Raw genomic sequence first — 26,162 nt, forward strand, 5'->3', positions numbered from 1 at the left:
TCGGCGCGTCACTTGGCTTCGGCCAGGGGCGGGACGACGCAACACGCGCCGGTGAAGCATCTGAAGGCGTCGACTCTGGCCTTGTTGGTCCAGTTGTCGAAGCGGTCGATCACGAGTTCGATTTCGCTGCCCACCTTCGCGGTGTCGATCCCGAGGCCGGTGAAGAGCAGGCTTACGTTATCGGTGGTTTCGTTCTTCATTCGACTCGCTCCCAGGCGTTCGGTGTTTCGTCGGCAGCGAAATCGTCCGTCACGAGAGCCCCGGCATCCAGTGCTATCCATCATTCCGGCTTCGTGCTTTTCGACTACGCCGAACGCGTGGCTTCGTTCATGCCGTCGGGCTCACCCTCGCTCAGCCTTCGAGGCGCGAAAGGCCGAACGCGGTGAGGAAGCCCGCGACCGTGATCAACCCGGTCCACAGGTGCGCGTCGTCGAAGGCCTCCGGGATCATCGTGTCGGCGATCATCGCGAGGATCGCGCCGCCCGCGAGTGCGGTGATCACGGCCAGGACGGTGCCGGACGCGCCGCCGAGAAGGCCGTAACCGAGCAGGGCCGCCACCCCGCTGATCACGGCGATACCACTCCAAAGCGTGAAAACATAGCGCGGGCTGCGGCCGGCTCGCTTCATTCCCGAGGCGCTCGACAGTCCTTCCGGGACATTGCTGATGAAGACGGCCGCCACGGTCACGACGCTGACGCTGCCCCCGCCGAGCAGGCTGGTGCCGATCACCATCGATTCGGGGACGCCGTCCAGCAGGGCGCCGAGCGCGATGGCCGTACCGGAACCGGCCTGCTCGGTCTCGGACGGCTGCTGGTCACCGGAACGTTTGCGATGCCGGGCGCCGCGCCGGGCGAGCACGATGTTGGCGACCGTGTAGATCAGCGAACCGCCCAGGGCACCGAGCGCGGTCGGGAGGAAACCGCCCTTTTCGTGCGCCTCGGCGATCAGCTCGAACGACACCGCCGAGATCAGCACGCCACTGCCGAAGGCCATCACGCTCGCCACGGCCTTGGTCGGGATCCGGACCAGGAAGCCGATCATCGCGCCGAGCAGCAGCGCCGATCCGGCCAGCAGACCCCAGCCACCCGCCGCCAGCAGATCCCACACGTGTCCGGCTCCCTTCGTCCGGCGGAAAACACGCCGGGCCGGCCGCGAAACGCGGCCGGCCCGGTCGGTGTCAAGCCAGGTTCAGGCTCGGATCATGCCACGTCGTACCGGTCGAGGTTCATGACCTTGTCCCACGCCGCCACGAAGTCGCGGACGAACTTCTCCTTGGCGTCGTCGCTGGCGTAGACCTCGGCCACCGCGCGAAGCTCGGAGTTGGAACCGAACACCAGGTCGGCACGGGTACCGGTCCACTTGACCTCGCCGGTCGCGGAATCGCGGCCCTCGAAGGTCTCGGCGTCGCCGGACGCCGCGGTCCACTGCACGCCCATGTCGAGCAGGTTCACGAAGAAGTCGTTGGTCAGCGACCCCGGCTTCGCGGTGAACACGCCGTGCTTCGACTCCTGGGTGTTGGCACCCAGGACCCGCAGGCCGCCGACCAGGACGGCCAGCTCGGGGGCGCTCAGGTCCAGCAGGTTCGCGCGGTCGATGAGCAGGTACTCCGTCGGGAGACGGTGTCCCTTGCCGCGGTAGTTGCGGAAGCCGTCGACAGTGGGCTCCAGCGCCGCGAACGACTCGACGTCGGTCTGCTCCTGCGACGCGTCGGTGCGGCCCGGGGTGAACGGCACCGTGACGTCGAGGCCACCGTCCTTGGCGGCCTTCTCGACGGCCGCGACGCCGCCGAGGACGATCAGGTCGGCCAGCGAGACCTTCTTGCCGCCGGTCTGGGCGCTGTTGAAGGACTCCTGGACGCCTTCCAGGGTCCGCAGCACCTGAGCCAGCGTCTGCGGGTCGTTGACCTCCCAGTCGCGCTGCGGCTCGAGGCGGATGCGGGCTCCGTTCGCGCCACCGCGCTTGTCACTGGCGCGGAACGTCGAGGCCGACGCCCACGCGGTCGAGACCAGCTGAGCGACCGACAGGCCCGAGTCGAGCAGCTTCGCCTTGAGGGAGGCGATGTCCGCGTCGTCGACCAGCTCGTGGTCGACGGCGGGCACCGGGTCCTGCCAGATCAGCGTCTCCTGCGGGACCAGCGGGCCGAGGTAACGCTGGATCGGGCCCATGTCACGGTGGGTCAGCTTGAACCAGGCGCGGGCGAAGGCGTCCGCGAACTGGTCCGGGTTGTCCAGGAACCGGCGCGAGATCTGCTCGTAGACCGGGTCGAACCGCAGCGACAGGTCGGTGGTGAGCATCGTCGGCGGGCGCTTGAGCTCGCCGGACTCGGGGTCGGGCACGGTGTTCGCGCCGGCGCCGTCCTTCGGCTGCCACTGGTGGGCACCCGCCGGGCTCTTGGTCAGCTCCCACTCGTAGCCGAACAGGTTCTGGAAGAACCCGTGGCTCCACTGGGTCGGCGTGGAGGTCCAGGTGGTCTCCAGACCACTGGTGATGGTGTCCCGGCCCCGGCCGCTGCCGAAGCTGTTCTTCCAGCCCAGGCCCTGCTCCTCGATCGAGGCACCCTCGGGCTCGGCACCGACGTACTCGTCGGGGTCGGCCGCGCCGTGCGCCTTGCCGAAGGTGTGACCACCGGCGATCAGCGCGACGGTCTCCTCGTCGTTCATCGCCATGCGGCGGAAGGTCTCGCGGATGTCGCGGGCCGCGGCCAGCGGGTCCGGGTTGCCGTTCGGGCCTTCCGGGTTCACGTAGATGAGACCCATCTGCACGGCGGCCAGCGGGCCTTCGAGCTCGCGGTCACCGGTGTAGCGCTCGTCGCCGAGCCAGGTGCGCTCGGGACCCCAGTACACGTCCTCGTCCGGCTCCCACACGTCGGCGCGGCCACCGGCGAAGCCGAAGGTCTTGAAGCCCATGGTCTCCAGCGCGCGGTTGCCGGTGAAGATCATCAGGTCGGCCCACGAGATCTTGCGGCCGTACTTCTTCTTGACCGGCCACAGCAGGCGGCGGGCCTTGTCCAGGTTGCCGTTGTCCGGCCAGCTGTTCAGCGGAGCGAAACGCTGCATGCCGGCGCCCGCGCCACCGCGGCCGTCCTCGATGCGGTACGTGCCGGCGCTGTGCCACGCCATCCGGATCATCAGGCCGCCGTAGTGGCCGAAGTCCGCGGGCCACCAGTCCTGCGAGGTGGTGAGGACGGCGTCGACGTCCTTGGCGAGTTCGTCGAGGTCGACGGTCTTGAATTCGGCGGCGTAGTCGAACCCGGCGTCCATCGGGTCGGAGGCGGCGGTGTGCTTCCGGAGGATCTTCAGGTTGAGCTGGTTCGGCCACCAGTCACGGTTGCCCGCTCCTTCGGTGGGGTGGTTGCGGCGCCCGGCCGAGACGGGGCACCCGCCCGCGCTCTCTTCGTTCATTTCGCCAACGACGGCGTCTGGGCTGTCAGACACGGGAATCCTTCCGGAGAATCTTCAGCTGTGTTCAAGAACGGGGTTCTGCCGAGCACTCGGGGCACAGGCCCCAGTAGATGACCTCGGCCTCTTCGATCACGAAGCCGTGGTCGTCCGACGCGCTCAAACAGGGTGCGGGACCGACGGCGCAGTCGACGTCGGCGATGACACCACATGATCGACACACGACGTGGTGGTGGTTGTCCCCTACCCGGGACTCATAGCGTGCTACGGATCCCGCCGGCTGGATGCGCCGGACGAGACCCGCGGTGGTCAGTGCCCGCAACACGTCGTAGATGGCTTGGTGCGAAACCTCGCCGAGCTCCGTACGCACGGCACCGATGATCGAGTCGGTGTCGGCGTGCGGGTGGTCGCGTACCGCGGTCAGCACGGCCAGCCGAGGACGCGTCACACGCAGGGACGCCCCGCGCAGCATTCGCTCGAAGTCCGGAGTCGTGGGCACGGGCGCAGTCTGGCCCATTTTCTGGAATGAATCAAGTTGAGGGGTCCCCGGGCGTGTCTTCACCCGGACCAGGGCACGACGGCCGGACGGGCCCTCGACCACCGGTCGACCGAGCCCGCCACGTACCGCCCCGACCTCCATGGGGCGACAGCGCCCACCAAGGGCGCTTGACCCTATAGACGTCACCTTTGTTGCGTTCGTTACAGAACCTATTCGAAAATTTGGCGTCAGTGACAGAATTCCGTCGCGAACACATTCCTTCGATCGGTTTGCACCGGCACCTGCCTCTTCTGCCAGATTCATGATCCCGACGACCACACCATCGGGATGAACGAAGGACGAGCCGCGGGCCGGACGATCGATCACCTCCACACTCACCCTGATCCCCCGCTACGAGGGCGACGTCGAGGATCCTCGCGGCGGCATCCGCCATGTCCTGCCCGGGACGAGCCCGACGAGTGGTTCTCCTAGCAATCCAGCGGACTTCGTGATCGTGGCGGTGAAAGACGGGCGCGGGGCCGGCCCAGACCCTGGCCGGTGGCGGGAGGATCGAGAACGCTCAGGCCGGACAGCTGATCCTCCGGGCGCTGGAGGGCGGGATATAGGTGCCGTGGGTGGCCGGCAACCGTCGCCGTATCCGCCGAAAGAGTGATCACGGCCGGCCACACTAGCCGAATTCCCTAGTTTGGAAACCCGTTTCAGGTTGCCCTGAAAGGGCTCGACAGCAAATCGGGCCACATGCAATCGTCCTGTCGTGAAAACTGGACACAAGAAAAGGGCGGCCATCGTCGCCGGACTGGTCGGCGTCATCGGGCTGATCGGCTCAGGAACCGCCTCGGCCGCGCCACAGCCCGATGCCGCGACGGGCAAATACTGCGTGACCACGCTCAAGAAGCTCAAGCCGGGCGAGGCCACCTCCAAAGTCACCTCCCGACGGTGCAGCGACGACTCGGCCACTTTCGAGATGGCCAAGAGCTCCGGTATCGCACTTGCCTTCCTGCACGAACACAACGACCTGGGCGGCAACTGGGAGATCTACCAGGGCGACGACGGCCCTTGTGACGCCTCCGGCTACGGCATCGACTGGGTCGGCGCCGTCATGCACCACAAGACGTCCTCCATCCTGACCGACAACTGGTGCAACAGCCTCACCCTGTTCCAAAATTCCTACCGGGACCCGTCGGCGGGCTCGGCTTATATTTCCCAACCCGGCTGGCAGCAGGGCCGCTGGAATTCGCTGCCGCAGTTCAATGATCGAACAGCCTCCTTCAACATCTTCCGTCGCTGACCCGGCAATAAAAGAATTACCCATTCAGCGATACGCACAGAAGCACCATCAGACTTCAGCGCGTAGGAGTTTCCTCATGAGAGGTAACAGTAGGAAAAGGGCGGCCATCGTCGCCGGACTGGTCGGCGTCGCCGTCCTGATCGGCTCAGGAACCGCCTCGGCCGCGCCACAGCCCGATGCCGCAACGGGCAAATACTGCGTGACCACGCTCAAGAAGCTCAAGCCGGGCGAGACGGCATCCGAAGTTGTTTCTCGCAAGTGCAGTAACGACCCCGCCCTTGCCACGAGCGCAGCGAGTGCCGAAAACGTCCTCGTCACACTGTATACAGACAACGACTATAAAGGCCACTGGGAGATGTTCTTCGGGCAGGACGGGCCCTGCGACAAAAGTGGCTACGGCATCAACTGGGTCGGCTTCGAAATGGAGAATGCGACTTCGTCACTCATTACCCATTCATGGTGCAACGACGTGACATTGTACAACTGGAGCGGGCGTGACCCGGGCGGTGGCACCTACCGACTGAGGAGTCTCGGCACCGAAATCTCCGGCTGGGAAGCACTGCCGGGATTCAACGACGCGACCTCCTCGCTCCACCTCTCCCAGTACTGACCGGAGTTCCGGCCGGCGAAAGTTCGACCGGGCCTTGAGCCCTCCAATAGTAGGATAACTATACCGGTATAGTTATCCTACTATTGGGGCTGCAGTTCGTGATGGTCCCGGTTTGCGGGGCGATCAGGCGACGGTTTCGTGTTCGCGGGTGGCGGCCGTGAGTGCACAGTCCGCCGCGAAGACACGTTGCGAAAGCCACTTTCGCAACCTTCAACGTTGCGAAAGTGGCTTTCGCGACGCCTCCGTGAAACCAGCCGCCACATCGGCAAGGAGTGAAGGGCTCCTTTACTACCTTCAGAGTTGGCAAGGAGGCCTTCATAACAAAGACACGTACGCAGAAGTGTCCGCAATCCCTCAAGGGGCCTTCGCCGCTTCAACTACGAACCCCTTTCCCCGACCTTCGTAAGACGGGTGAAGGAGGTGTCACCGGAACCCGACAGCTCTTCGCAGAAATCCGCACCCGCGCACTGCACGGTCTCGAACATGTCTCCCCCTGCCGCTCGTCGGAGGCCATCGTCGATCAGGGCACCTGGATTTTTGCGCACCGATATGGCCGACTTGCACGGTCATTGGGGAGAGTAACTCGAACGTCGTAACCCGGCCGTCGATTCGTGATGACGTCCGCTTGGACAAATGCAGGACACATCAAGGCCGAATACAACGGCCAGCGGAAGCGGTGATTGTCAACCGGGTGCATTCACCGGAAATCGCCGATGAAATCGCACGCACAGGCCGATCCATCGACGAAATCCGCGTTCCCGGGACTTACTGCCCTTCTCGCCCCAGGAGTTCCCGCACGCGTTCCTGCAAGGCCTCCCGCGGATACGCGTTCACCTGGGCGCCCGCCATCCGCACGGGGTCACCGAAGAAGAAGTACTCGTACAGCGACTCGCGGCCGGCGAAGCCCGACACCGACGCGTCGAGAGCGAGCTTGAACAACCGCGCGCGGTCCTTGGCGGGCAGGGTGGCCGACTGGAGGTAGGTGTCGATGTCGGCGCGGCCCTCGGTTTCGAAGTCCGCTTCCCCGGGCAGCGCCATGAGCCCGGACGCCGAGAACTTGCGGATGATCTCGGCCAGCCGCGGGGAGACCTTGGTGGGGTACCAGTTCCGGGCGGCGTTGAGGACCTCCCATTTGGGCAGGAAGACGCCGTCCTCGCTCACCGCGCCGTCGGCCTCGGCCGCGCGCAGGACGGCCTTCTCGATCTCGACGTAGGAGATCAGTTCCGAGAGGTCCTGCTGGATGTGCTGGAATCCGCCGATGCCGATGGCGGCGGCGATCTCGCTGGCGAGCCCCAGGTAGAACTCGGTCTTGGCCAGTGTGCGGGTGACGACCTGGTGGGTCATCAGCGCGCCCGCGCCGGTCTCGGAGTACCAGGCGTTGCACAGTTCGGGATGGCCCAGCAGGAAGACCCGCTCGTTGGGGACGAATACGTCGTCGAAGACGACGACCGCGTCCATCTCCTCGAATCGCGACGCGAGCGGCTCGTCGAAATGCGAACGGCCGTGGTCGAGGCCGGCGCGGCAGAAGTACTTCAGGCCGGGCGCGTCGTTCGGGACGGCGAAAGCGTAGGAGTACGGGGCGTCCTCGGGTGTCCCGCGCAGGACGGTGGACGGGAACACCAGGAGTTCGTCGGCGATCGGCGCGATGGTGGCGAGCATCCGGGCGCCGCGGATGACGATGCCGTCCTCCCGTTCCTCGATCACCTTCGCCGACAGGTTGCCGCCGCCCTGCTGACTGCCGGACACGGAGCGGTTGACCTGCGGCGGGATCAGGGTGTGCGTCGCGAGGAGATCGTTCTCGCGCGCCATCTCGTAGTACTTCTCGATGCGCTCGCCGAAGACGGGATCGGCCTGGGAGAAGAACTTCTTCGCGGTCGAGAGCGCGGTGAGCGAGGAGTTCATGTAGTCGCCGGTGCGGCCGAGGAAACCATTGGAGTACCGCGCCCACACCGAGAACGCGGCCCGGCGGCGCTTGAGGTCTTCCTCGGTTCGCGGCACCAGGAACGACGTCCCGACGCGCTCCCCCGTCGTCGGCGACTCGTAGGTGAGGACGTCGCGGTGCGCCGGGTCGTGCTGGAGGTCGAACAGCTTCGCGTAGGTCAGCGCGTTGTTGCGGAACGCCGGGTGTTCGGCGACCTTCGCCGTCACCTTCTCGCCATCGACGTACAACTCGGGCGTCAGCGCGTTGAGCCGGTCGAGGTACTGCTGTCCGGTGCGGGCTCCCATGTCGGTGCTCCTTCTCAGGGTGGACGTCGTTGTCAGAACAGGGATTCGTGGCCTTGGGCGGATTCGTGGATCGTCGAGAACCGTCCGTCGACGAAGCCGAGCGCGTCGCCGGCGCGGTAGTCGAACTCCTGTACCTCGCCGAGGAACAGGGTGTGGTCACCGCCGTCGTAGGCGGCCCACGGAGTGCAGTCGAACCAGCTGAGGACGCCCGCGAGCCTCGGTGCGTGCCCGCCTTCGACCCAGGTCGGCACGCCTTCGGGGGTCGGCCTCCCGGCGAAGTTCATCGCGAGCGCCTGCTGTTCCGCGCCCAGGACGTTCACCGCGAACGGGCGTGCTTCGAGCAGGTCGTGACTCTTCACGGTGCGCTGGATCGACACGAGGACGAGTGGCGGATCCATCGAGACCGCGGTGAAGGAGTTCACCGTCAGCCCGTGCCGCTTCACGGTCCCGTCGGCCAGTGTGGCATCGAAGGTCACCACCGCGACGCCCGTGGCGAACCGGCCGAGACAGCCGCGGAAGAACTGCGCAGGTGGCCGATAAAGGCTCGAGCCCGGCAAGAAACTGGTTTCGCGTGACGTCATGGACAACCCCGTCGGATTCCTGTTCTATAATCGAACAGCCAGTTCAACTATCGAAATGGATCGTATACGATGGTTTCGGACTCCCGCAAGGGTGCGAGCACGTCCCAGACGCTCAGCCGCGGTATCCGCGTACTCGAAGTCCTTGCGGACGCACAGGAAACGCTCAGCGTCGATCAGGTCGCCGAACGTCTCGGCGTGCACCGGTCGATCGCGTACCGGCTCATCCGCACCCTCGAAGACCACGGCCTGGTGACGCGGGATCCCGCGGGCAGGATCGAACTCGGCGCCCGGCTGGCCGCGCTCGCGGCGGGGATCAAACACGATCTGCAGGCCGCCGCACTGCCCGAGTTGACCGCCGTGGCGAACGAACTCGGCATGACGTGTTTCGTCGCGGTACTGGACCGCGAAGAATGCGTGACCCTGGTCAGCGTGGAACCCCGGCACGCCGTCGCGTCCGTCGCGCAGCGCCCGGGGTCCAGGCATCCGTTCACCGCCGGCGCCCCCGGCCGCGCGATCCTTGCGCAGCTGCCGGAGGAGGAGTGGACGGCGGGAATACGGGAAGTGGCCGCCCGCGGATACGCGGACAGCCACGGTGAGGTGATCGAGAACCTGAGCGCGGTCGCGGTGCCGCTCCCCCTGCGCGGGCACAGTCCCGCGGCGCTCGCGGTCGTCTATCTGTCGAGCACGCGGTCCCCCGCCGAGCTCGCGGAACGGCTCAAGGCGGCGGCGAAGGCCGTCCGTGACGCTCTCGGCGGTTGACCACCACGAGCGTCACGGACGGCGAAATCACTTACCGAAGCGAAGCGGGCTCACGGTCTGCTCGGCCTCGTGGTCGGGCCCGAGCGGGATCCCCGAGCGATCACGCAGGAGCAGCGTGGCGATCAGGCCGATGACCGTCATCCCGGCCAGGTAGACGGCCACCGACAACGACGTCCCGGTGGCCCCGACCAGCGCGGTGGCGATCGTCGGCGCGAACGCGCCACCGAGGATCGCGCCGAGCGCGTAGGAGATCGAGACCCCGGAGAACCGGATCGACGCGGGGAACAGCTCCGCGTAGAACGCCGCCTGCTGACCGTAGGTGAATCCGAGCCCGACACTCAGAATGATCAGGCCCAGCGCCAGGAGCACGATGTTCCCGCTGTCCACCAGCGGGAAGAGGACGGCGACACCGGCGAGTTGCGCGATCCAGCCCAGCACGTACGTCCGCCGCCTGCCGATCCGGTCGGACACCGCGCCCGCCGCCCACGTCGAGACCAGCCAGGTCGCCGCCGACGCCGTCACCGCCCACAGCACCGGACCGCGTTCGAGCCCGATCGGGCCCTTCGGGTTGGTCGCGTAGTTCTGGATGTAGCCGCCGGTGGTCATGTAGCCGACGGCGTTGTTCCCCGCGAACACCAGCGCGGCCACCAGGACGAGCAGCGCGTGCTTGCGGAACAGTTGCACGATCGGGGTCCTGGTCCGCTCACGACGTTCGGCGATCTCCCGGAAGACCGGGCTCTCCTCGACGCGGCGCCGGACGTAGTGGCCGACCAGGATCAGCCCGACACTGAGCAGGAACGGGATCCGCCAGCCCCAGTCGAGGAACGCCTGCCCGGGGACGAGCAGACTGGTCAGCGCCAGGACGCCGGAGGCGAGCAGCAGACCGAGCGGGACACCGATCTGCGGGGAAGCACCGAAGAGCCCGCGCCGGTTCTCCGGCGCGTGTTCGACGGCCATCAGGACCGCGCCGCCCCATTCACCGCCCGCCGAAACCCCCTGCAGGATCCGCAGCAGGATCAGCAGCACTGGCGCGAGGACGCCGATCTGGTCGAAGGTCGGCAGGACACCGATCAGCGTGGTCGCGGCCCCCATCAGGATCAGGGTGAGCACCAGGACCACCCGGCGGCCGTATTTGTCGCCGAAATGTCCGGCGAGGAAAGCACCGAGCGGACGGAACAGGAAGCTCACCCCCACCGTCGCAAAGGAGACGAGGGTGCTGTTCGTGCCGAGGCCGGAGAAGAACAGTTTGCCGAAGACGAGACCGGCCGCGGACGCGTAAACGAAGAAGTCGTACCACTCGACCGTGGTGCCCACGACGGTCGCGAACGCGACACGACGCCGGTCGGAGGACGGCGGGGCGGTTCGCCCGGACGTGCGCTCGCCTTGCGCTGGATTCGACACCTTGGCTCCTTTGACGTAGGCCTGACGCGAGTGGCGGCCCGCAGGGATCCCTGGGCGAGGCGAAGGCCACTCGGTGACCGCCTTGCCACTGTGGCACGGAATCATATACGTTATTAGATACGAAGCAAGGGTCGAACACATCGGCCGGACGGAGCGGGAAGGCATGGACATCTACGAGGCAACGGCGCCGTCGAGTCGCGAGGCGGGCCCGCTGGGAACGCGACCGGGCAAGATCATCGCGGTCCATCTCAGTTACGCGTCGCGGGCCGAGCAGCGCGGACGACGTCCGGCGGACCCGTCGTACTTCTTCAAGCCGTCGAGCTCGCTCGGCGCGTCCGGAGGCACGGTCGAACGCCCGGCCGGCACCGAACTCCTGGCCTTCGAGGGCGAGATCGCGCTGGTCATCGGCACCACGGCCCGCTGGGTCAAACCGGAAAAGGCGTGGGACCACGTCGCCGCGGTGACCGCGGCCAACGACTTCGGGCTCTACGACCTCCGTGCCGCGGACAAGGGCTCCAACGTCCGTTCCAAGGGCGGCGACGGCTACACCCCCCTCGGCCCCGGCCTGATCGACGCGCACGACATCGACCCGGCGGCCCTGCGTGTGCGCACCTGGGTGAACGGCGACCTCGTCCAGGAGGACACCGCGGCCGGGATGCTGTTCCCCTTGCGGCAGTTCGTTTCCGACCTCTCCCAGCACTTCACGCTCGAACCTGGCGACGTCATCCTCACCGGCACCCCCGCCGGATCCACCGTGGTCTCCCCCGGCGACGTCGTGGTGGTCGAAGTGGACGTTCCGGGCACCTCCGCCAGCAGCGGACGGCTCCACACGACCATCACGCAGGGAATCCGGGCGTTCTCCGACATCGGCAGCCGGCCCGAGGTCGACGACAGGCAGCGCGCCGAGGCCTGGGGCACCTCCGCCACCGAGCCGGTGGAGGAAGAGGAAAGCCCCGCGCTCAGCGAAGAACTCCGGGCGAAGCTTCTGCGCGCGCCGGTCGCGGCCTTGTCCGCCCAGCTGCGCAAGCGCGGGCTGAACAACGTCGCGATCGACGGTGTGCGGCCCAACCTGCCGGGATCGAAGATCGTCGGCACGGCGAGGACCCTGCGTTTCGTCCCGAACCGCGAGGACCTCTTCAAGTCCCACGGCGGCGGCTACAACGCGCAGAAGCGGCTTTTCGACTCCGTCGGCGCCGGAGAAGTGATCGTCATCGAGGCCCGTGGCGACGCGGGCTCCGGCACGCTCGGCGACATCCTGGCGCTGCGGGCCCGCTACCTCGGCGCGGCCGGAGTGGTCACCGACGGCGGGGTCCGCGACTTCGACGCCGTCGCCGAGACCGGTCTGCCGGTGTTCTCGCAGGGCGCGCATCCGGCGGTCCTCGGCCGCAAGCACGTGCCGTGGGACGTCGACGTCGCGGTCGCCTGCGGCGGGGCCACCGTCCTGCCCGGCGACATCATCGTCGGCGACGACGACGGCGTGATCGTCATCCCGCCGCACCTCGCCGACGAGGTCGTCACCGCCGCGCTGATCCAGGAGGACGAGGACGCCTGGATCGCCGGACAGGTCGGCCAGGGCCGCCCGATCGAGGGGCTCTTCCCGTTGAACCCGTTGTGGCGGGAAAGGTATGAGGCATGGCAGAAGAAGCAGTGAAGACGGCCAGCAAGTCCGAACTCGCCTACGAGTGGCTCCGCGAGAGGATCGCCCGGCACGAGTACGGACCCGGTTACCGGCTCGTCCTCGCCGAGATCGCCGGCGCGCTCGACATGAGCGTCGTCCCGGTGCGCGAGGCGATCCGGCGGCTGGAAGCCGAACGGCTGGTGACCTTCGAACGCAACGTCGGCGCGCGGGTGGCGATGGTGGACCAGAACGAATACGTCCACGCCATGCAGACCCTCGGCGTCGTCGAAGGCGTCGCCACCGCGCTGTCCGCGCCAGGACTGACCGAGCAGGACATCGCGAAGGCCCGCAGGGTGAACGAGCGGATGATCGCCCTGCTGGACCACTTCGACGCCCACGAGTTCACCGCGCTGAACCAGCAGTTCCACTCGCTGCTGTTCGAATGCTGCCCCAACCCGCAGATCCTCGACCTCGTACACCAGGGCTGGACCCGGTTGTCCGGACTACGCGACTCCACGTTCGCGTTCGTCCCCGACCGCGCGCACCGGTCGGTCGAAGAGCACGAACAGATCCTCCGGCTGATCTCCGAGAAGGCCGACCCGCTGGACATCGAATTCGCCGCGCGCAATCACCGCTGGGCCACCATGCAGGCCTTTTTGGACGCCCGAGAGCGCGCGAACCGCTGACTGGAGGACTGTTGGCGGAGCTGAAGAACCACCTGAGAAAGCGACCGGACGCATGATCCCGCCCCGGCCGAAGGCCCCGCTATCGCGGCGGCAGGGCGCCTTGTCCGCCACCGCGACGCGGACGACCACCGGCGCCCTGCCGACGTCGATCGCGGACGCGGGATCACTGAAAGAAATCGAGGAGGACTTTTGACCACCACGACTCCCCGGCCGATCCCGGACGGTGTCCCGGAGCGGATCCGGCACTACATCGGCGGCGAGCTCGCCGATTCGGCCGACGGCGCCGTCTTCGACGTGATCGACCCGGTGACCAACGAAGTCTATGTGCGGGCCGCCGCGGGCAAGAAGGCCGACATCGATCGCGCCGTCGCCGCCGCGCGGAAGGCGTTCACCGAAGGACCGTGGCCGAAGCTGCTGCCGCGAGAGCGTTCGCGGGTGCTGAACCGCATCGCCGACGTCGTCGAGGCGCGGGACAAGCGTCTGGCGGCGCTGGAAAGTTTCGACTCGGGCCTGCCGATCTCGCAGGCGCTCGGCCAGGCGCGCCGGGCCGCGGAGAACTTCCGGTTCTTCGCCGACCTGATCGTCGCGCAGGCCGACGACACCTACAAGGTGCCCGGGCGCCAGATCAACTACGTCAACCGCAAGCCGATCGGCGTCGCCGGGCTGATCACCCCGTGGAACACGCCGTTCATGCTGGAGTCGTGGAAGCTCGCGCCGGCGCTGGCGACCGGGAACACCGTCGTGCTCAAACCCGCCGAATTCACCCCGCTTTCGGCGTCGCTCTGGGCGGAGATCTTCGAAGAGGCCGGGCTCCCGCCGGGTGTGTTCAACCTCGTCAACGGCTTCGGTGAGGACGCCGGTGACGCGCTGGTGAAGCATCCGGACGTCCCGCTGATCTCGTTCACCGGCGAAAGCAGCACCGGAAGCCTGATCTTCGGAAACGCCGCGCCGTTCCTCAAAGGACTGTCGATGGAACTGGGCGGCAAGTCCCCCGCCATCGTCTTCGCCGACGCCGACCTGGAGACCGCGATCGACGCGACGATCTTCGGCGTCTTCTCCCTCAACGGCGAACGCTGCACCGCGGGCAGCCGGATCCTGGTCGAACGCTCCATCTACGACGAGTTCGTCGAGCGCTACGGCGAGCAGGCCAAACGCGTCGTCGTGGGCGATCCCAGCGACCCCGCGACCGAGGTCGGCGCGCTGGTGCACCCCGAGCACTACGACAAGGTCATGAAGTACATCGAGATCGGCAAGACCGAAGGCAGGCTCGTCGCCGGCGGCGGCCGTCCCGACGGCTTCCCGACCGGGAACTACGTGGCGCCGACGGTGTTCGCCGACGTCAAACCGGACGCCCGGATCTTCCAGGAGGAGATCTTCGGCCCGGTCGTCGCGATCACCCCGTTCGACAGCGACGAAGAAGCACTCGCGCTGGCGAACAACACGAAGTACGGGCTCGCTGCCTACGTCTGGACCAACGACCTCAAGCGGGCGCACAACTTCGCGCAATCGGTCGAGGCCGGGATGGTGTGGCTCAACTCGAACAACGTCCGCGACCTGCGCACCCCCTTCGGCGGGGTGAAGGCGTCCGGACTGGGACACGAGGGCGGCTACCGCTCGATCGACTTCTACACCGACCAGCAGGCGGTGCACATCAATCTCGGCGAGGTGCACAACCCCGCCTTCGGCAAGGCCTGACCCCGATTCTTCGTCCACAAAGGATGTCGCCATGAACCCGATCCCCACGCCGTCGTCGCCACCGCCGGACGTCCTGCGCTGTGCGTACATGGAACTCGTCGTCACCGACCTGGCACGCTCGCGCGCGTTCTACGCCGACGTCCTCGGCCTGACGGTCACCGAAGAGGACGAGACCACGATCAGCCTCCGCACGATCGACGAGTTCATCCACCACAACCTCGTGCTGCGCCAGGGTCCGGTGGCCGCGGTCGCGGCGTTCTCCTACCGGGTGCGCTCGCCGGAGGACCTCGACAAGGCCGTCGCGTTCTACACGGAACTGGGCTGCCGCGTCGAGCGTCGCGAGGACGGCTTCACCAAGGGCATCGGCGATTCGGTGCGCGTGCAGGATCCGCTCGGCTTCCCGATCGAGTTCTTCCACGACGTCCAGCACGTCGAGCGGCTCGGCTGGCGCTACGACCTGCACCTTCCCGGCGCGCTGGTCCGGCTCGACCACTTCAACCAGGTCACCCCGGACGTACCCCGCGCGGTGAAGCACATGGAAGACCTCAACTTCCGGGTCACCGAAGACATCCAGGACGACCAGGGCACGACCTACGCGGCCTGGATGCGGCGCAAGCCGACCGTGCACGACACCGCGATGACCGGCGGCGACGGACCGCGGATGCACCACGTCGCGTTCGCCACCCATGAGAAGCACAACATCCTGTCCATTTGCGACAAACTCGGTTCGCTGCGGATGTCCGACCACATCGAACGCGGTCCCGGCAGACACGGCGTCTCGAACGCCTTCTACCTCTACCTGCGCGACCCCGACGGGCACCGCGTCGAGATCTACACGCAGGACTACTACACCGGCGACCCGGACAACCCCGTCGTCACCTGGGACGTGCACGACAACCAGCGCCGCGACTGGTGGGGCACGCCGGTCGTCCCGTCCTGGTACACCGACGCGTCTCTGGTGCTCGACCTCGACGGGAAACCGCAGCCGGTGGTCGCCAGGACCGACGACAGCGAACTCGAGGTCACCATCGGCGCCGACGGTTTCTCCTACACCCGCAAGGGCGACGAGGCCGAGGAACTGCCGGCATGGAAACAAGGCGAGTACAAACTCGGCAACCAGCTCTGAGGCGGGGAAATGCTCGATCAGGAAACGATCACCGCGATCGCCGACGAACTCGCGGCCGCCGAGACGGCCCGCGAGACGATTCCGCTGCTGACGGCGCGCTATCCGGACATGACCGTCGAGGACTCTTACGCCGTGCAGAACGAGTGGCGGCGCCGGGGTATCGCGGCGGGACGCCGGCCGGTCGGCCGTAAGATCGGCCTCACCTCGAAGGTGATGCAGGCGGCCACCGGGATCACGGAACCGGACTACGGCGCCATCTTCGCGGACATGGTCTTCGAGAACGGCTCGGTGATCGAGCACAGCCGGTTCTCGAACGTGCGCATCGAGGTCGAACTGGCCTTCGTACTCCGGGATTCCCTCGCCGGACCGGACACGACGGTGTTCGACGTGCTCCGCGCGACCGAGTACGTGGTGCCCGCCTTGGAGATCCTGTCCTCGCGCATCGAGATGGCGGGACGGACCATCGTGGACACGATCAGCGACAACGCGGCCATGGGCGGCATGGTCTACGGCGGCAACCCGGTCGCCGTGGACGCCGTCGACCTCCGCTGGGTCTCGGCGCTGTTGTACCGCAACGAGACCATCGAGGAATCCGGCGTCGCCGCCGCGGTGCTGAACCATCCCGCCAGCGGTGTCGCCTGGCTGGCGAACAAGCTGGCGCAGCACGGGGACAAGCTCGACGCGGGCGACATCGTGCTGGCCGGGTCGTTCACCCGGCCGATGTGGGTTCACCAGGGCGACACCGTGACCGCCGACTACCGGGACCTGGGGGCGATCACATGCCGCTTCGTCTAGCGCCGACGTTCCGGGAAGAGCTGGCCCAGTCCACCGGTCCGCGGATCGGCATGTGGGTCACCTCGGGCAGCCCCGTCGTCGCGGAGATCTGCGCGGGCTCCGGGCTCGACTGGCTGCTCATCGACACCGAGCACTCACCCGTCGGGCTGGAAACGGTGCAGACTGTGCTGCAGACGATCGCCGCCTACCCGATCACGCCGCTGGTGCGCGCCCCGTCCGGCGACGCCGTCGCACTGAAGCAACTGCTCGACCTCGGCGCGCAGAACCTGCTCGTCCCCATGGTCGACAGCGCCGAGGAGGCGGAGGCCGTCGTCCGGGCGGTCCGCTATCCGCCGCGCGGCGTGCGCGGGGTCGGCAGCGCGCTCTCCCGGTCCGCGCGCTGGAACCGGGTCGAGGGCTATCTGCCGAACGCCGACGAGCACACGTCGCTGTTCGTCCAGATCGAGTCCACGGCCGGCGTCGGAGCGGCTTCCGGGATCGCCGCCGTCGACGGCGTCGACGGGGTGTTCGTCGGCCCGTCGGATCTCGCCGCTTCGATGGGACTGCTCGGACAACAGACCCATCCCGACGTCACCGCGGCGGTCCTGAGCACCTTCGAGGCCGTCCGCGCGCAGGGGAAGCCGGTGGGCGTCAACGCTTTCGACCCCGCCCAGGCTCAGCGGTACCTCGACGCCGGCGCCTCGTTCGTGCTGGTCGGCGCCGACGTCACGCTGCTCGCCCAAGGTTCGGAGGCGCTCGCGCGGCGGCATCCCCGCGAATCCTGACCGGGCGGTGGGTCGCCACGACCCCGCTGGCGTGGCGACCCACCGCGTCTCATCCTGTCGCGCAGGATGCCGTTCCGAGGGTGAACGCCGACGGCGACGGCGATGCCGGTCCAGTGGCCTGGAACCCGATCGAAACACTCGCGCCGGCGGCCAGCGAGGGCGCCCAGGAAGGCGCCGCCGCCGTCACCGCCGTCCCTTGCTGGACGACCGTCGCGTTCCACCCGCCGACCACCTGTACCCCGGGAGGTGCGGTCCAGGCTGCCGTCCAGTTCGCGACCGGGGCCGAACTCGTGTTGGTCAGCCGTAGCGAGGCCGTGAATCCACCGTTCCAGGTGTTCTCGACCCGGTACGCCGCCGTGCAACCCGGTCGTGGCTCCGACGGCCCGCCACCCGACGGCGGGATCAAGTACGGGCTCAAATACCCCTGCTTGACCGTGTTCACCGTCGTCCAGTCGTCGTTGAGGATGCCGCCGGTATCACCGGAGTTGGGATTCCACGACCAGAACGTGAAATCCGTCCCGGTCGGGCCGGATCCCAGGTAGCGCATCAGGTTCTGGAGCCAGACCCCGTCACGCGGATCCCGCAGCGTCGTGCCGAACTCACCGAGCAGCACCGGCGCGATGTTCTCCTTCTCCAGATAGCCGAACCAGTGATCCCACAACGCGGGCAGGTTCGCCGGGAACGCCGGATCGTCGAACCACGGCTGCGCGAACACCGAAGTGGCGTACTCGTGCGCCGAGTAGACCAGCTTGTCCGGTTTGCTCAGCCGGACGGGGAACTGCCGGGCACCGGAGAGGTTCCCGCCCCACCAGCCGCATTGCGGCGAGCCGGTGCCCGCGACACAGTCGACCCCCTCGACGATGATCAACCAGTCCGGGTTGACCGAGAGGACGGCGTTACCCGCCCTTTCCGCCGCGAGGCGCCAGTCCACCGCCGGGTCTCCACAACCCCAGCAAGCACCTCCGCCGCCGGACACCGAATGCGGCTCGTTGTGCAGATCCGCGCCGACCACGGTGGGATTTCCCTGGTATCGCGCGGCGAGCGTCTTCCAATCGTCGATCCAGCGCGACTCGGGATAGGCGGCGGTGTACCAGAGCGGCGACTGCCCGGCACCGTCCGGGCGGTGCCTGTCGAGGATCACCCGCATCCCTCGCGAGCCGGCCTCGGCGATCACCTTGTCGATGATCTGGATCCCGGAAAGTCCGGCCAGATCGGGATTCTTCGCCAGGTCGATACTCGTGGGCGCCGACCCCGCGTCGAGCATCTGGTTGGAGTACGGGATCCGGATGGTGTTGTAGCCGAGACCCGCCATCTGCGCGACCATGTCGCGGTAGCTCCGGCTCCACAGGCCGTGGAAGGCGAAGTTCGCCGTCTCGGCGCCGAACCAGTTGATGCCGGTCATCCGGACCGGATCACCTTTCGCGTCGACCAGTTGCGCCCCGCGGGCGCTCCAGTAGCCGGTCCCCGTTCCCGCCGCGGATGCGGTCGGGCTCACCGCCGTCAAGCAGGCGAGCCCGACCAACGCGGCGATCAAGCACCTCAGTGTGCGTGAACGCCAGGATGTCACCGATGTCCTCCTGTTCAGCCGAAGAGTTGGACGTGCAGGGAAAACGCGGTCGCTATCTCGGCCTGCGCCCAGAACCTGTGGAAGGTGAACGACGGGGCCTGACCACCGTCCAGATAGGACTGGACTTTCGGCCATTGTGGATCGTCCCGGAAGAACGACCGGATCGACAGGAACGTGCTGTTCGCGCCGATGGCGTCCCCGTTGGGCATCTTGCCGGTCCAGCCGGGCGGTACGTAGGTCCCTTCTCCCGTGGTGGCGTTGTAGGTGTCGTCGAACCTGCCGTAGTCGGTCCGGGTCTCCGGAGTGCCGATCCCGAGCGAGTCGGTATGCGCCAGCAACCCGTTGAGCAGGGCCTCGCCGGTGGTCTTCGCCGCCGCGTCACCGGACTTGGCCGCGTAGTTGAGCAGCACCTTGGCGTACGCCGCCGCGACCCCGACGTCCTGACTGTGGTTCAGCACCCGGACGTGCAGACCCGTGTTGGCCGCCGGATTCGACGGGTTCCAGGTCTCCGGCGCCCCGGTCCATTCGAGATCGGACGGGATGCGGAAGTCCGCGCCGCCGGTGGTGTTCGCGATCGCCCACGGCACCCACTTGTCCAGGATCTTCTTCGCCCTGGCGTCGCCGGTCAGCTGGTAGAGCGACGCGACCCGTTCCAGGTTCCACACCTGGAAACCGAACCAGCGGTTGCTCGGCGGGTCCCGCCACACCGGATGGGCGTCGTAGAACATGCCGTAGAAGGTCGGCGTCCCCGCGGGCGGTGCGCCGTACTTCCCTTCCCAGCTGTTGGTGACGCCGCCGGCGATCCCGCCTTCGGACGCCTGCAGCCACTGCAGGACCTCCAGTTGCCGGTCCAGGCTCTTCGCCCAGTCCGAAGCACCTGTCGCCGACCGCGGTTTCAATGCCGGATCATTCGCCAGCGCGTAGGCGGCGAGCGGGTTCTGATACCCCTGGTGATTCGCGCCGTCACCGATACGCCAGGCCCAGCCCGCCGAGGTGTCGGTCGCGCCGCCCCACGCGTAGTACCAGGACATCAGATAGTGCGCGCTGTCCTTGCCGGTGCCCGCCGGGCAACTCGGGCTCGTGCAACCGCCGATCTTCTTGAAATACTTGTCGAACATGGCGTACCGCAGATAGTCGCCCATCTTCGACGCCTTCTTCACGACCGCGTCGACCTGTGCGCCCTTGCCTTGCGCCGTCGCCCACTTCTGGGCCAGGTAAGCGACCTGGACGGCCCGCGCGTCGGCGTCCGGCGCGTTGGTGTACTTCCATTGCTTGGCGTAGGAAGCGTCCTTGGTGAACAGATCGAGGTACCCGTTCGGCCCGCCGTGGGCGAAGGTGTCGCAGGACGGCTGCGGGATCGTCTCCCACACCGACTCCGACGAGCCCCGCTGATAGGTGTTGATGTACGCGGGCGCGGTGCTGCTGCCGTCGCCGCAGCGTCCGAAGCCGTAGGTGTTGTCGACGTCGAGCAGCCAGTGCATCCCGTAGATGTCGTCGGTCCCGTAGGCCGTCTTCAGCTCGGCCGCGATCGGATCGGATCCAACCGGGACACCGGAGTCGAGCACCGCCGGATAGCTGTCCATCCGGGGATGCTCCGGTGCGTAGGTGGCCGGCTTTCCGGCGTTGTACTTGTCGTTCGTCGGCTGGTCGGCGTGCGCCGGGATGATGTACTTCTCCATCGCCGCCCACGCCGCGTTGAACGGTGCCCAATCACCCTGAAGCTGGCCGTATGCGGCTTCGAGCCACAGGTAGTAGCTGAACGCCTCCGACGTCGTCTCATGGCCGTGGTCCGGGGCTTCGACCAGCAGAGTCTCCACCGAGTGGTAAGGCACCAGCAGGTCGCCGAACCGCCGGAAGTAGCCGCCTGCCGGATCCTTGATCTTGTTGTACTGCGTCAGGAACGCGGCCTTGAACTCCGGTGTGGAGGGATCGAGTTCACTCGCCGTGATGGTGGCCGCGTCGTAACCCGCCGCCGTGGCGGAGAACGTGGCTGTACCCAGCGCTCCCCCGTTGGCCGCCGAGGAGATCGTGACCTTCTGGGCGACGTTCCAGTTGCCGGTGGTGAAACTCAGTCGCGCCGGGGAAGACGTGAGATCGGCACTGCCCGAGGTCCGGGCGACCGTGACCGGCACGGTCGCCGTCGGCGGACTCGCCAAGGTCACGTCCACAGTGGCGGTGGTCCCCTGTCGAACGGAGACCGTCGCCGGGGTCGCGACGATCGTCGGGGCGGCGAGCACCCTGACCGCGATCGGCGAGGACACCGTCGACGTGCCCTTGTCGTCATAAGCCCTGGCCGCGACGGAATACTGGCCCGCCGCGGCCGGGGTCCAGCCGAGCTCGAACGGCGCCGACGTATCGGTGCCGAGCAGCTCGGTCCCGGCGTAGAACTCGACCTTCCCGATCGTGCCGTCGGGGTCGCTCGCATCGGCGACGAGCGGGACGACGGTCGAGACGGGATGGCTGGAGTTGTTCGCCGGACTGGTCAAGGCGACCACCGGGGCCTTGTTGGCGCCCGTACAGGCCGTCCCGTTGACGGCGAAGTCCACCGGCGCCCGGTTCGCGGCCCCCTTGCTGCCGTTGAAACCGAACTGGACGGAGCCGCCCACGGGGATCGCGCGGTTCCAGTCCACATTGCGCACCGAGACCGCGGCGCCGGTCTGGTTCGGCACCCCGTTCCAGAGCTGGGTGATCCGCTGACCGTCCGCGAACGTCCAGGTCAGGTCCCAGCCGTTGATCGCCTCGGTGCCAGGGTTACGGATAGTCACGGTGGCGCCGAAACCGGTGCTCCATTCGTTGGTGACGCTGTACTCGGCCGTGCACGACACCGCCGCCATCGCGGGCTGGGCCGCGGTCATCATGGCGGTCGAGAGCAGCGCCGCCAAGGTCAAGGCGGGCAGGGCTCTTCTGGGTCTCATTGATCCTCTCCTCTGGCCGGACGGGCGACTGGGAGCGCTCCCATGCAGGGTAGCGGGACGGACACGTTCTGGGAAGACCGAGAGATTTGTGTCCTTTGTGGACGATCGACCGGTGATACGCCGTTCGGCGGCAGACGGCTACCGGAGGGCCGCGTCTACTTTCGAACGCGGAAGCGGAGCATCGTGACCCCGTCCGACTGGGTGTTGGCGAACGGTTCCAGCTCGATCCTGCCGAGACCCGGAGGCGAGAAGCGGACACCATCGCCGAACAGCACCGGGACGACATACACCAAGATCTCGTCGACGAGCCCGAGCCGCAGACACTGGGCCGCGACGTCGGCCCCGAGGATCTCCAAATTCTTGTCGCCGGCGGCCTCGCGTGCCGTGGCCACGGCTTCCTCGACACCACACGTGAGGAACGTGACGCTCGGGTCCGGTTCGCCCGGAGGCTCGTGAGTGAGGACGAACTGCGGGCCCCCTTCATAAGGGGTGTCCTGCTCGGCCATCCGCTTGGCGACGTCGTAAGTGCCCCGGCCGACGAGCATGGCACCCGTGGCCGCCATGACCTCAGGGAACGTGTCCGGGGTCAGATACTCGGCGACCCAGTCCATCGCGTGGCCGGGGCCGGCGATGAAGCCGTCCAGCGACATGACCCTGTTCACGACCACTTTGCCGGCGCTCATGCGTTTCTCCACGGATCTCGGAAACTCGACGTCGAAGCATACTTCGGCCGACGGTCGAGGTGGCTCCGCGCACGCGTTCCTCGTGTTGTGGAGCGCGGCTGGGCTCATCGGGCCGATGATGAGGCACTGTGTGGATTTCGGGTCATCTAACGTCCCAAAATCCACACAGTCGGGCCCACGTCGGCATCGCCGACAACCGTCGGTCCCACGCTCGTAGCGCGAAGGCGCAGCCGAGGGCGAGTAAACCTTCGCAGATGTCGTCACGGACCTCCCATCGGATACGTAGACGCCGCCTCGGCGGGCTTTGAGAGGCGTGATTCCGGCGGCGCGAGCAAGCTTGCGGTACTTGTCGTGGTCGGAGGCGCGATCGGCGTAGAGCCGTTGTGGTCGACGGCGGAATGAAGTGGATCAGCGACATCAGCTGGGTGACGTCGTGCCGGTTCCCGACGGCCGGGTTGGCTGCCAGTGGGATGCCGGTGCCGTCGGTGATGACGTGGTGTTCCGACCCGGTGCGGGCTCGAACGCCCGCGATCCGTCGACCGCCGCCCGTGACCAATCCGGCTGATTCGCCCCATGCAACTCCGCCGGCAGCAGCTTCCACACCCCGGCCTCGGTCCAGTCTGGCAGCCGGCGCCAGCAGGTCATGCCCGAGCCATGATCCCGTACAACGCCTTACGGTCGTCCAGCCGCGGCAACAACGGCTCAACTCGATCTGCGGGCATGCCGAAGGGCCCGTCGCCGGTGCGGCCGACGGGCTCTTCGGGGCAGGCGGTCAGGCGGCGCGGTGGAGGGTGTTGCGCCGGGGTAGTCGGAGCGGGTCCCGATACTGGGGTGGGATGAACTCGGGTAGCCCGTCGGCCGCCATCCGGACTTCCCACTCACCGTGGTGGATCAGGCGGTGGTGGAAGCTGCAGAGTAGGACGAGGTTGCGCAGGTCGGTCCTGCCGCCGTCTGCCCAGTGATGGATGTGGTGTGCGTGACAGCCCTTCGGCCGCCGGTGACACCCCGGGAAGGCGCAGCCGCCGTCGCGGATGTTCAGGGCACGTCGTTGGCCGGGGGTGACGAACCGTCTGAGCCGTCCCACATCGAGGGGTTCTCCGGCTGCGTTGAGGACGACGGGCAGCATGAGGCAGTCGCAGGCGGCCATGCGGGCGTCGCGGGCGGTCATCTCCCCGACGAAATCCAGGCACGCGGTCCCGAGCCCGGTTTTGAGTTCGTCGAGGCCGATGGTGACGTGCACGAGGGTCCGGTAGCCGTTGGTCCCGGGCTGATCCGGGCAGGCGATCGCCAGATCCAGAAGGTCCGCGAACGCGTCACCTTGGCGTTCGGGCTTGGTACGCCAATCGGCCTCGCCGAACTCGTCGACCGGGCGGGGTTTGGAGTAGGCCTCGATCAGTGCTGCCGTCCGGGCGCCGAGTTCGTCGTCCAACAGGCCTTTGAGGTTCCAGAAGCCGTCTTTGCGGCGCTCCACAGTGAGTTCGCGACGGGGCTGGGCGGGTTCGGGGTCCTTGGGTTCTTTGCCGTCGGGGTCGAGCCACGCCAGCATCTGCTTCGCACATTTCGCGATCTCCGAGGGCCCGGCGTCACGGCCGAGATTCGCGAGCTGATTCTCCGCACACGCCCGATCCTCCACCGAGGTTTCGGCCGGGATCTGCTGCAGTGCCTTCAGAATCTGATCGATCCGCTCGTCACCGACCAGCCCCTCGGCCGCGACCGCCGCAGTGGCAGGCGCGAATGGCGGGACTTCGGTGCCATCAAGCGCGCGCGTCGGATTCAGCGCGACCGCACGCTTCACCACATCCCCCGCCTCACCACGGGTCAGACCCGCGAGATCAGCGAACCACGCCTCGGTAGTCCCATAACCGTACAAATCCTTCGCGCCCCGAGACTCGATCTCCGCCAAGAACCGCCCCAACCCGGCCGCGGCGACCCGCATCATTTGCAGGAAGTGTCGCGCCCCATGGGCAAGCTCCAGCTTCCCGGCACGCCACAACTCCTGCGACAGCTCAGGAAGAACGGGAACCTCGATCTCGGACACCCCTCAAGAATACCCGAAACCAGTCGAACATGCGTTCGTAATTTTACGTAGCCGCGGAATTGTGCGAATAACACTAGAGGGTGATCTCGGCACGACCAGCCGACATCACTCACGACCCCGGATCCGGCCACAGAAGGAATTCACCGCCCAGCCGACTCCGGCTCAAGCTCAGCCCTCGAAGGAAGCCGGATCGCAGCGACAATCCCGCCGACGGCGACAAGCGTGATGAGAACGAACACAATCCCGAAAGCCAGCACAGGATTCGACCCGAGCCCCGCCAGCACGGCACCGGTCCCGGCCACGCCCGCCACCGCGCCGACCTGCCTCACCGTGTTGAACAGCCCCGATGCGCCACCGGCGGCGGCCGACTCGACCGAAGCCATGGCGGTGGTCGACAGCGGTGACCAGGCGACCGCGTTGGCGGCCCCGAGGATCGCGGCACCACCGGCGATCCACCAGGGATTCAGTTCCAGCACGATCACGAGGCCCATCAGCACCAGGCTCACCGTGAGCAGACTCATCCCGAGGATCGCCGGACGACGGCCGCCCGCGCGGTCGACCCAGCGGCCCGCGAACGGCGACAGAACGATCGCGACGGCGGCGTCCGGCGCCATCACCAAGGCGGCCTCGAAAGGTCCGAGACCGCCCACTTCCTGTATGTAGAGCATCGTCGGCAGGGTCATCGCGAGCACGGCCGCACCCAGTGACGCCATCGCGAGACTCGCCGACAGATATCCCGGGGACCGGTAGAGCGCCAGAGGCGCGAGGGCGTCCGCACCTTCGGAACGTTCGCGGTAATAGAAGAGGACGAAAAGCACGACGGCCAGAGCGAACGCGGGCAGCGAGAGTGTGGTCCACGAAAGCAGGGCCCACACGAGAAGACTCAGACCTGCCGTACTCAGCAGCGCACCGAGCAGATCGAATCGCGCGGCGCCTCCCCTGCTCCCGGGGATCAAGCGGCTCCCCAGGACGACGGCGACACCGCAGAAGGGCACGTTGACCCAGAAGATCCAGCGCCAATCCAGGCTCGCCGTCAGCAGCCCGCCCAGAATCGGCCCGAGCAGGGTGGCGGCGGCTGCGACCGAGCCCCAGATACCGATGGCGCGTCCACGTTCCCCTTCGGCGAAGAGCCGCCGGATGAGGGTGAGCGGCTGGGGTGACATCGCGGCCGCGGCCAGGCCTTGCAGCACGCGGAAGGCGATGAGCCAGCCGATCGAGGACGCGACACCGCATAGCGCGGACGCGACGGCGAAGCCCGCCATGCCGAAGAGGTAGACGCGTTTCGGATCGAAGAGGTCGCCGAGCCTGCCGGCGAGGAGCAAAGGTACGGAGAACGCCAGCAGGTAGGCGGCCGTCACCCAGAACAGCCCGGTGACATCCCCGCCGAGATCGCTTTGGATCCTCGGACTCGCGACGGCGACGATCGTCGTGTCGAGCAGGAGTACGAAGGACCCCGCGAGCAGAGCCGCAAGGCCTCCCCATTTTCCGGTCACCTGTCCATCCCACCAGGCCG

General features: G+C 67.3%; 21 protein-coding genes. 9 read left to right on the forward strand and 12 right to left on the reverse strand.

From position 1 onward, the window contains the following. Positions 1-8: 8 nt before the first annotated feature. The 4 genes from H5J31_RS11255 to H5J31_RS11270 form a co-directional block, all read right to left on the reverse strand. Entirely contained in the window at positions 9-200 is a 192-nt protein-coding gene (locus H5J31_RS11255) for a hypothetical protein (RefSeq protein WP_181772451.1), read from the reverse strand. Positions 201-351: 151 nt separating this feature from the next. Then, positions 352-1,107: a ZIP family metal transporter gene (locus H5J31_RS11260; protein WP_181772452.1), complete on the reverse strand. Its 756-nt coding sequence runs from the start codon at positions 1,105-1,107 to the stop codon at positions 352-354. A gap of 92 nt (positions 1,108-1,199) precedes the next feature. After that, positions 1,200-3,434 carry a catalase/peroxidase HPI gene (gene katG / locus H5J31_RS11265; protein ID WP_181772453.1) on the reverse strand — a complete coding sequence of 745 codons (2,235 nt, stop codon included), beginning with the start codon at positions 3,432-3,434 and terminating at the stop codon, positions 1,200-1,202. Positions 3,435-3,465: 31 nt separating this feature from the next. Beyond that, on the reverse strand, positions 3,466-3,897 hold the full coding sequence (locus tag H5J31_RS11270) for a Fur family transcriptional regulator (RefSeq protein WP_181772454.1): 432 nt from the start codon (positions 3,895-3,897) through the stop codon (positions 3,466-3,468). Between the two features lie 754 nt (positions 3,898-4,651). On the opposite strand from H5J31_RS11270, the gene H5J31_RS11275 reads away from it, so the two are divergent. Together H5J31_RS11275 and H5J31_RS11280 are read left to right on the forward strand one after the other, a co-directional pair. Then, entirely contained in the window at positions 4,652-5,185 is a 534-nt protein-coding gene (locus H5J31_RS11275; RefSeq protein ID WP_181772455.1) for a hypothetical protein, read from the forward strand. A 76-nt stretch (positions 5,186-5,261) separates the two neighbouring features. Continuing rightward, positions 5,262-5,795, forward strand: coding sequence for a hypothetical protein (locus H5J31_RS11280; protein WP_181772456.1), 534 nt, complete (start codon positions 5,262-5,264; stop codon positions 5,793-5,795). Positions 5,796-6,560: 765 nt separating this feature from the next. On the opposite strand, the gene hpaB is transcribed toward H5J31_RS11280, so the two are convergent. Further along, the gene (hpaB, locus tag H5J31_RS11285; protein ID WP_181772457.1) at positions 6,561-8,021 is read right to left on the reverse strand and encodes a 4-hydroxyphenylacetate 3-monooxygenase, oxygenase component; all 1,461 of its coding nucleotides are present in this window, start codon (positions 8,019-8,021) and stop codon (positions 6,561-6,563) included. A gap of 32 nt (positions 8,022-8,053) precedes the next feature. Beyond that, on the reverse strand, positions 8,054-8,602 hold the full coding sequence (locus H5J31_RS11290; RefSeq protein ID WP_181772458.1) for a flavin reductase family protein: 549 nt from the start codon (positions 8,600-8,602) through the stop codon (positions 8,054-8,056). A gap of 69 nt (positions 8,603-8,671) precedes the next feature. Between H5J31_RS11290 and H5J31_RS11295 the strand changes: the two genes are divergently transcribed. Continuing rightward, positions 8,672-9,361: an IclR family transcriptional regulator gene (locus H5J31_RS11295; protein WP_181772459.1), complete on the forward strand. Its 690-nt coding sequence runs from the start codon at positions 8,672-8,674 to the stop codon at positions 9,359-9,361. Between the two features lie 27 nt (positions 9,362-9,388). Here H5J31_RS11295 and H5J31_RS11300 read toward each other — a convergent pair whose 3' ends face one another. Continuing rightward, entirely contained in the window at positions 9,389-10,762 is a 1,374-nt protein-coding gene (locus H5J31_RS11300) for an MFS transporter (protein ID WP_181772460.1), read from the reverse strand. Between the two features lie 163 nt (positions 10,763-10,925). Here H5J31_RS11300 and H5J31_RS11305 point away from each other — a divergent pair, with 163 nt between their 5' ends. From H5J31_RS11305 to H5J31_RS11330, 6 genes are all read left to right on the forward strand, one after another. Further along, the gene (locus tag H5J31_RS11305) at positions 10,926-12,413 is read left to right on the forward strand and encodes a fumarylacetoacetate hydrolase family protein (protein WP_181772461.1); all 1,488 of its coding nucleotides are present in this window, start codon (positions 10,926-10,928) and stop codon (positions 12,411-12,413) included. Beyond that, positions 12,395-13,066, forward strand: a complete 672-nt coding sequence (locus H5J31_RS11310; protein WP_181772462.1) for a GntR family transcriptional regulator — start codon at positions 12,395-12,397, stop codon at positions 13,064-13,066. The genes H5J31_RS11305 and H5J31_RS11310 overlap by 19 nt, the downstream gene beginning before the upstream one ends. A gap of 189 nt (positions 13,067-13,255) precedes the next feature. Beyond that, a complete protein-coding gene (gene hpaE / locus H5J31_RS11315; protein ID WP_181772463.1) occupies positions 13,256-14,761 on the forward strand; it encodes a 5-carboxymethyl-2-hydroxymuconate semialdehyde dehydrogenase in 1,506 nt (501 codons plus the stop codon). 31 nt (positions 14,762-14,792) lie between these two features. Continuing rightward, positions 14,793-15,887, forward strand: a complete 1,095-nt coding sequence (hpaD, locus tag H5J31_RS11320; protein WP_181772464.1) for a 3,4-dihydroxyphenylacetate 2,3-dioxygenase — start codon at positions 14,793-14,795, stop codon at positions 15,885-15,887. 9 nt (positions 15,888-15,896) lie between these two features. After that, positions 15,897-16,682: a 2-oxo-hept-4-ene-1,7-dioate hydratase gene (gene hpaH, locus H5J31_RS11325; protein ID WP_181772465.1), complete on the forward strand. Its 786-nt coding sequence runs from the start codon at positions 15,897-15,899 to the stop codon at positions 16,680-16,682. Further along, the gene (locus H5J31_RS11330) at positions 16,667-17,446 is read left to right on the forward strand and encodes an HpcH/HpaI aldolase family protein (protein WP_181772466.1); all 780 of its coding nucleotides are present in this window, start codon (positions 16,667-16,669) and stop codon (positions 17,444-17,446) included. The genes hpaH and H5J31_RS11330 overlap by 16 nt, the downstream gene beginning before the upstream one ends. A 49-nt stretch (positions 17,447-17,495) precedes the next feature. Here the strand turns inward: H5J31_RS11330 and H5J31_RS11335 are convergent, their stop codons facing one another. The 5 genes from H5J31_RS11335 to H5J31_RS11360 form a co-directional block, all read right to left on the reverse strand. Further along, on the reverse strand, positions 17,496-18,980 hold the full coding sequence (locus H5J31_RS11335) for a cellulase family glycosylhydrolase (protein ID WP_181772517.1): 1,485 nt from the start codon (positions 18,978-18,980) through the stop codon (positions 17,496-17,498). Positions 18,981-19,027: 47 nt separating this feature from the next. Beyond that, entirely contained in the window at positions 19,028-21,928 is a 2,901-nt protein-coding gene (locus tag H5J31_RS11340; protein ID WP_181772467.1) for a glycoside hydrolase family 48 protein, read from the reverse strand. A 155-nt stretch (positions 21,929-22,083) separates the two neighbouring features. Next, positions 22,084-22,611 carry a dihydrofolate reductase family protein gene (locus tag H5J31_RS11345; RefSeq protein ID WP_181772468.1) on the reverse strand — a complete coding sequence of 176 codons (528 nt, stop codon included), beginning with the start codon at positions 22,609-22,611 and terminating at the stop codon, positions 22,084-22,086. Positions 22,612-23,383: 772 nt separating this feature from the next. Continuing rightward, positions 23,384-24,640: an HNH endonuclease signature motif containing protein gene (locus H5J31_RS11355; RefSeq protein ID WP_181772512.1), complete on the reverse strand. Its 1,257-nt coding sequence runs from the start codon at positions 24,638-24,640 to the stop codon at positions 23,384-23,386. A gap of 149 nt (positions 24,641-24,789) precedes the next feature. Then, positions 24,790-26,142 carry an MFS transporter gene (locus H5J31_RS11360; RefSeq protein WP_181772469.1) on the reverse strand — a complete coding sequence of 451 codons (1,353 nt, stop codon included), beginning with the start codon at positions 26,140-26,142 and terminating at the stop codon, positions 24,790-24,792. Positions 26,143-26,162: the final 20 nt, after the last annotated feature.

The sequence above is a fragment of the Amycolatopsis pittospori genome, from assembly GCF_013870525.1.
In the GTDB taxonomy this organism is placed as follows: domain Bacteria; phylum Actinomycetota; class Actinomycetes; order Mycobacteriales; family Pseudonocardiaceae; genus Amycolatopsis; species Amycolatopsis pittospori.

Excerpts from the sequence above, each read along its gene's own strand:
- H5J31_RS11340 (WP_181772467.1), bottom strand. The coding sequence starts at position 21,928 with ATGAGACCCAGAAGAGCCCTGCCCGCCTTGACCTTGGCGGCGCTGCTC.
- H5J31_RS11330 (WP_181772466.1), top strand. The coding sequence starts at position 16,667 with ATGCCGCTTCGTCTAGCGCCGACGTTCCGGGAAGAGCTGGCCCAGTCC.
- H5J31_RS11295 (WP_181772459.1), top strand. The coding sequence starts at position 8,672 with ATGGTTTCGGACTCCCGCAAGGGTGCGAGCACGTCCCAGACGCTCAGC.
- H5J31_RS11345 (WP_181772468.1), bottom strand. The coding sequence starts at position 22,611 with ATGAGCGCCGGCAAAGTGGTCGTGAACAGGGTCATGTCGCTGGACGGC.
- H5J31_RS11280 (WP_181772456.1), top strand. The coding sequence starts at position 5,262 with ATGAGAGGTAACAGTAGGAAAAGGGCGGCCATCGTCGCCGGACTGGTC.
- H5J31_RS11290 (WP_181772458.1), bottom strand. The coding sequence starts at position 8,602 with ATGACGTCACGCGAAACCAGTTTCTTGCCGGGCTCGAGCCTTTATCGG.
- H5J31_RS11310 (WP_181772462.1), top strand. The coding sequence starts at position 12,395 with ATGGCAGAAGAAGCAGTGAAGACGGCCAGCAAGTCCGAACTCGCCTAC.
- hpaB (WP_181772457.1), bottom strand. The coding sequence starts at position 8,021 with ATGGGAGCCCGCACCGGACAGCAGTACCTCGACCGGCTCAACGCGCTG.
- hpaD (WP_181772464.1), top strand. The coding sequence starts at position 14,793 with ATGAACCCGATCCCCACGCCGTCGTCGCCACCGCCGGACGTCCTGCGC.
- H5J31_RS11305 (WP_181772461.1), top strand. The coding sequence starts at position 10,926 with ATGGACATCTACGAGGCAACGGCGCCGTCGAGTCGCGAGGCGGGCCCG.
- hpaH (WP_181772465.1), top strand. The coding sequence starts at position 15,897 with ATGCTCGATCAGGAAACGATCACCGCGATCGCCGACGAACTCGCGGCC.
- H5J31_RS11255 (WP_181772451.1), bottom strand. The coding sequence starts at position 200 with ATGAAGAACGAAACCACCGATAACGTAAGCCTGCTCTTCACCGGCCTC.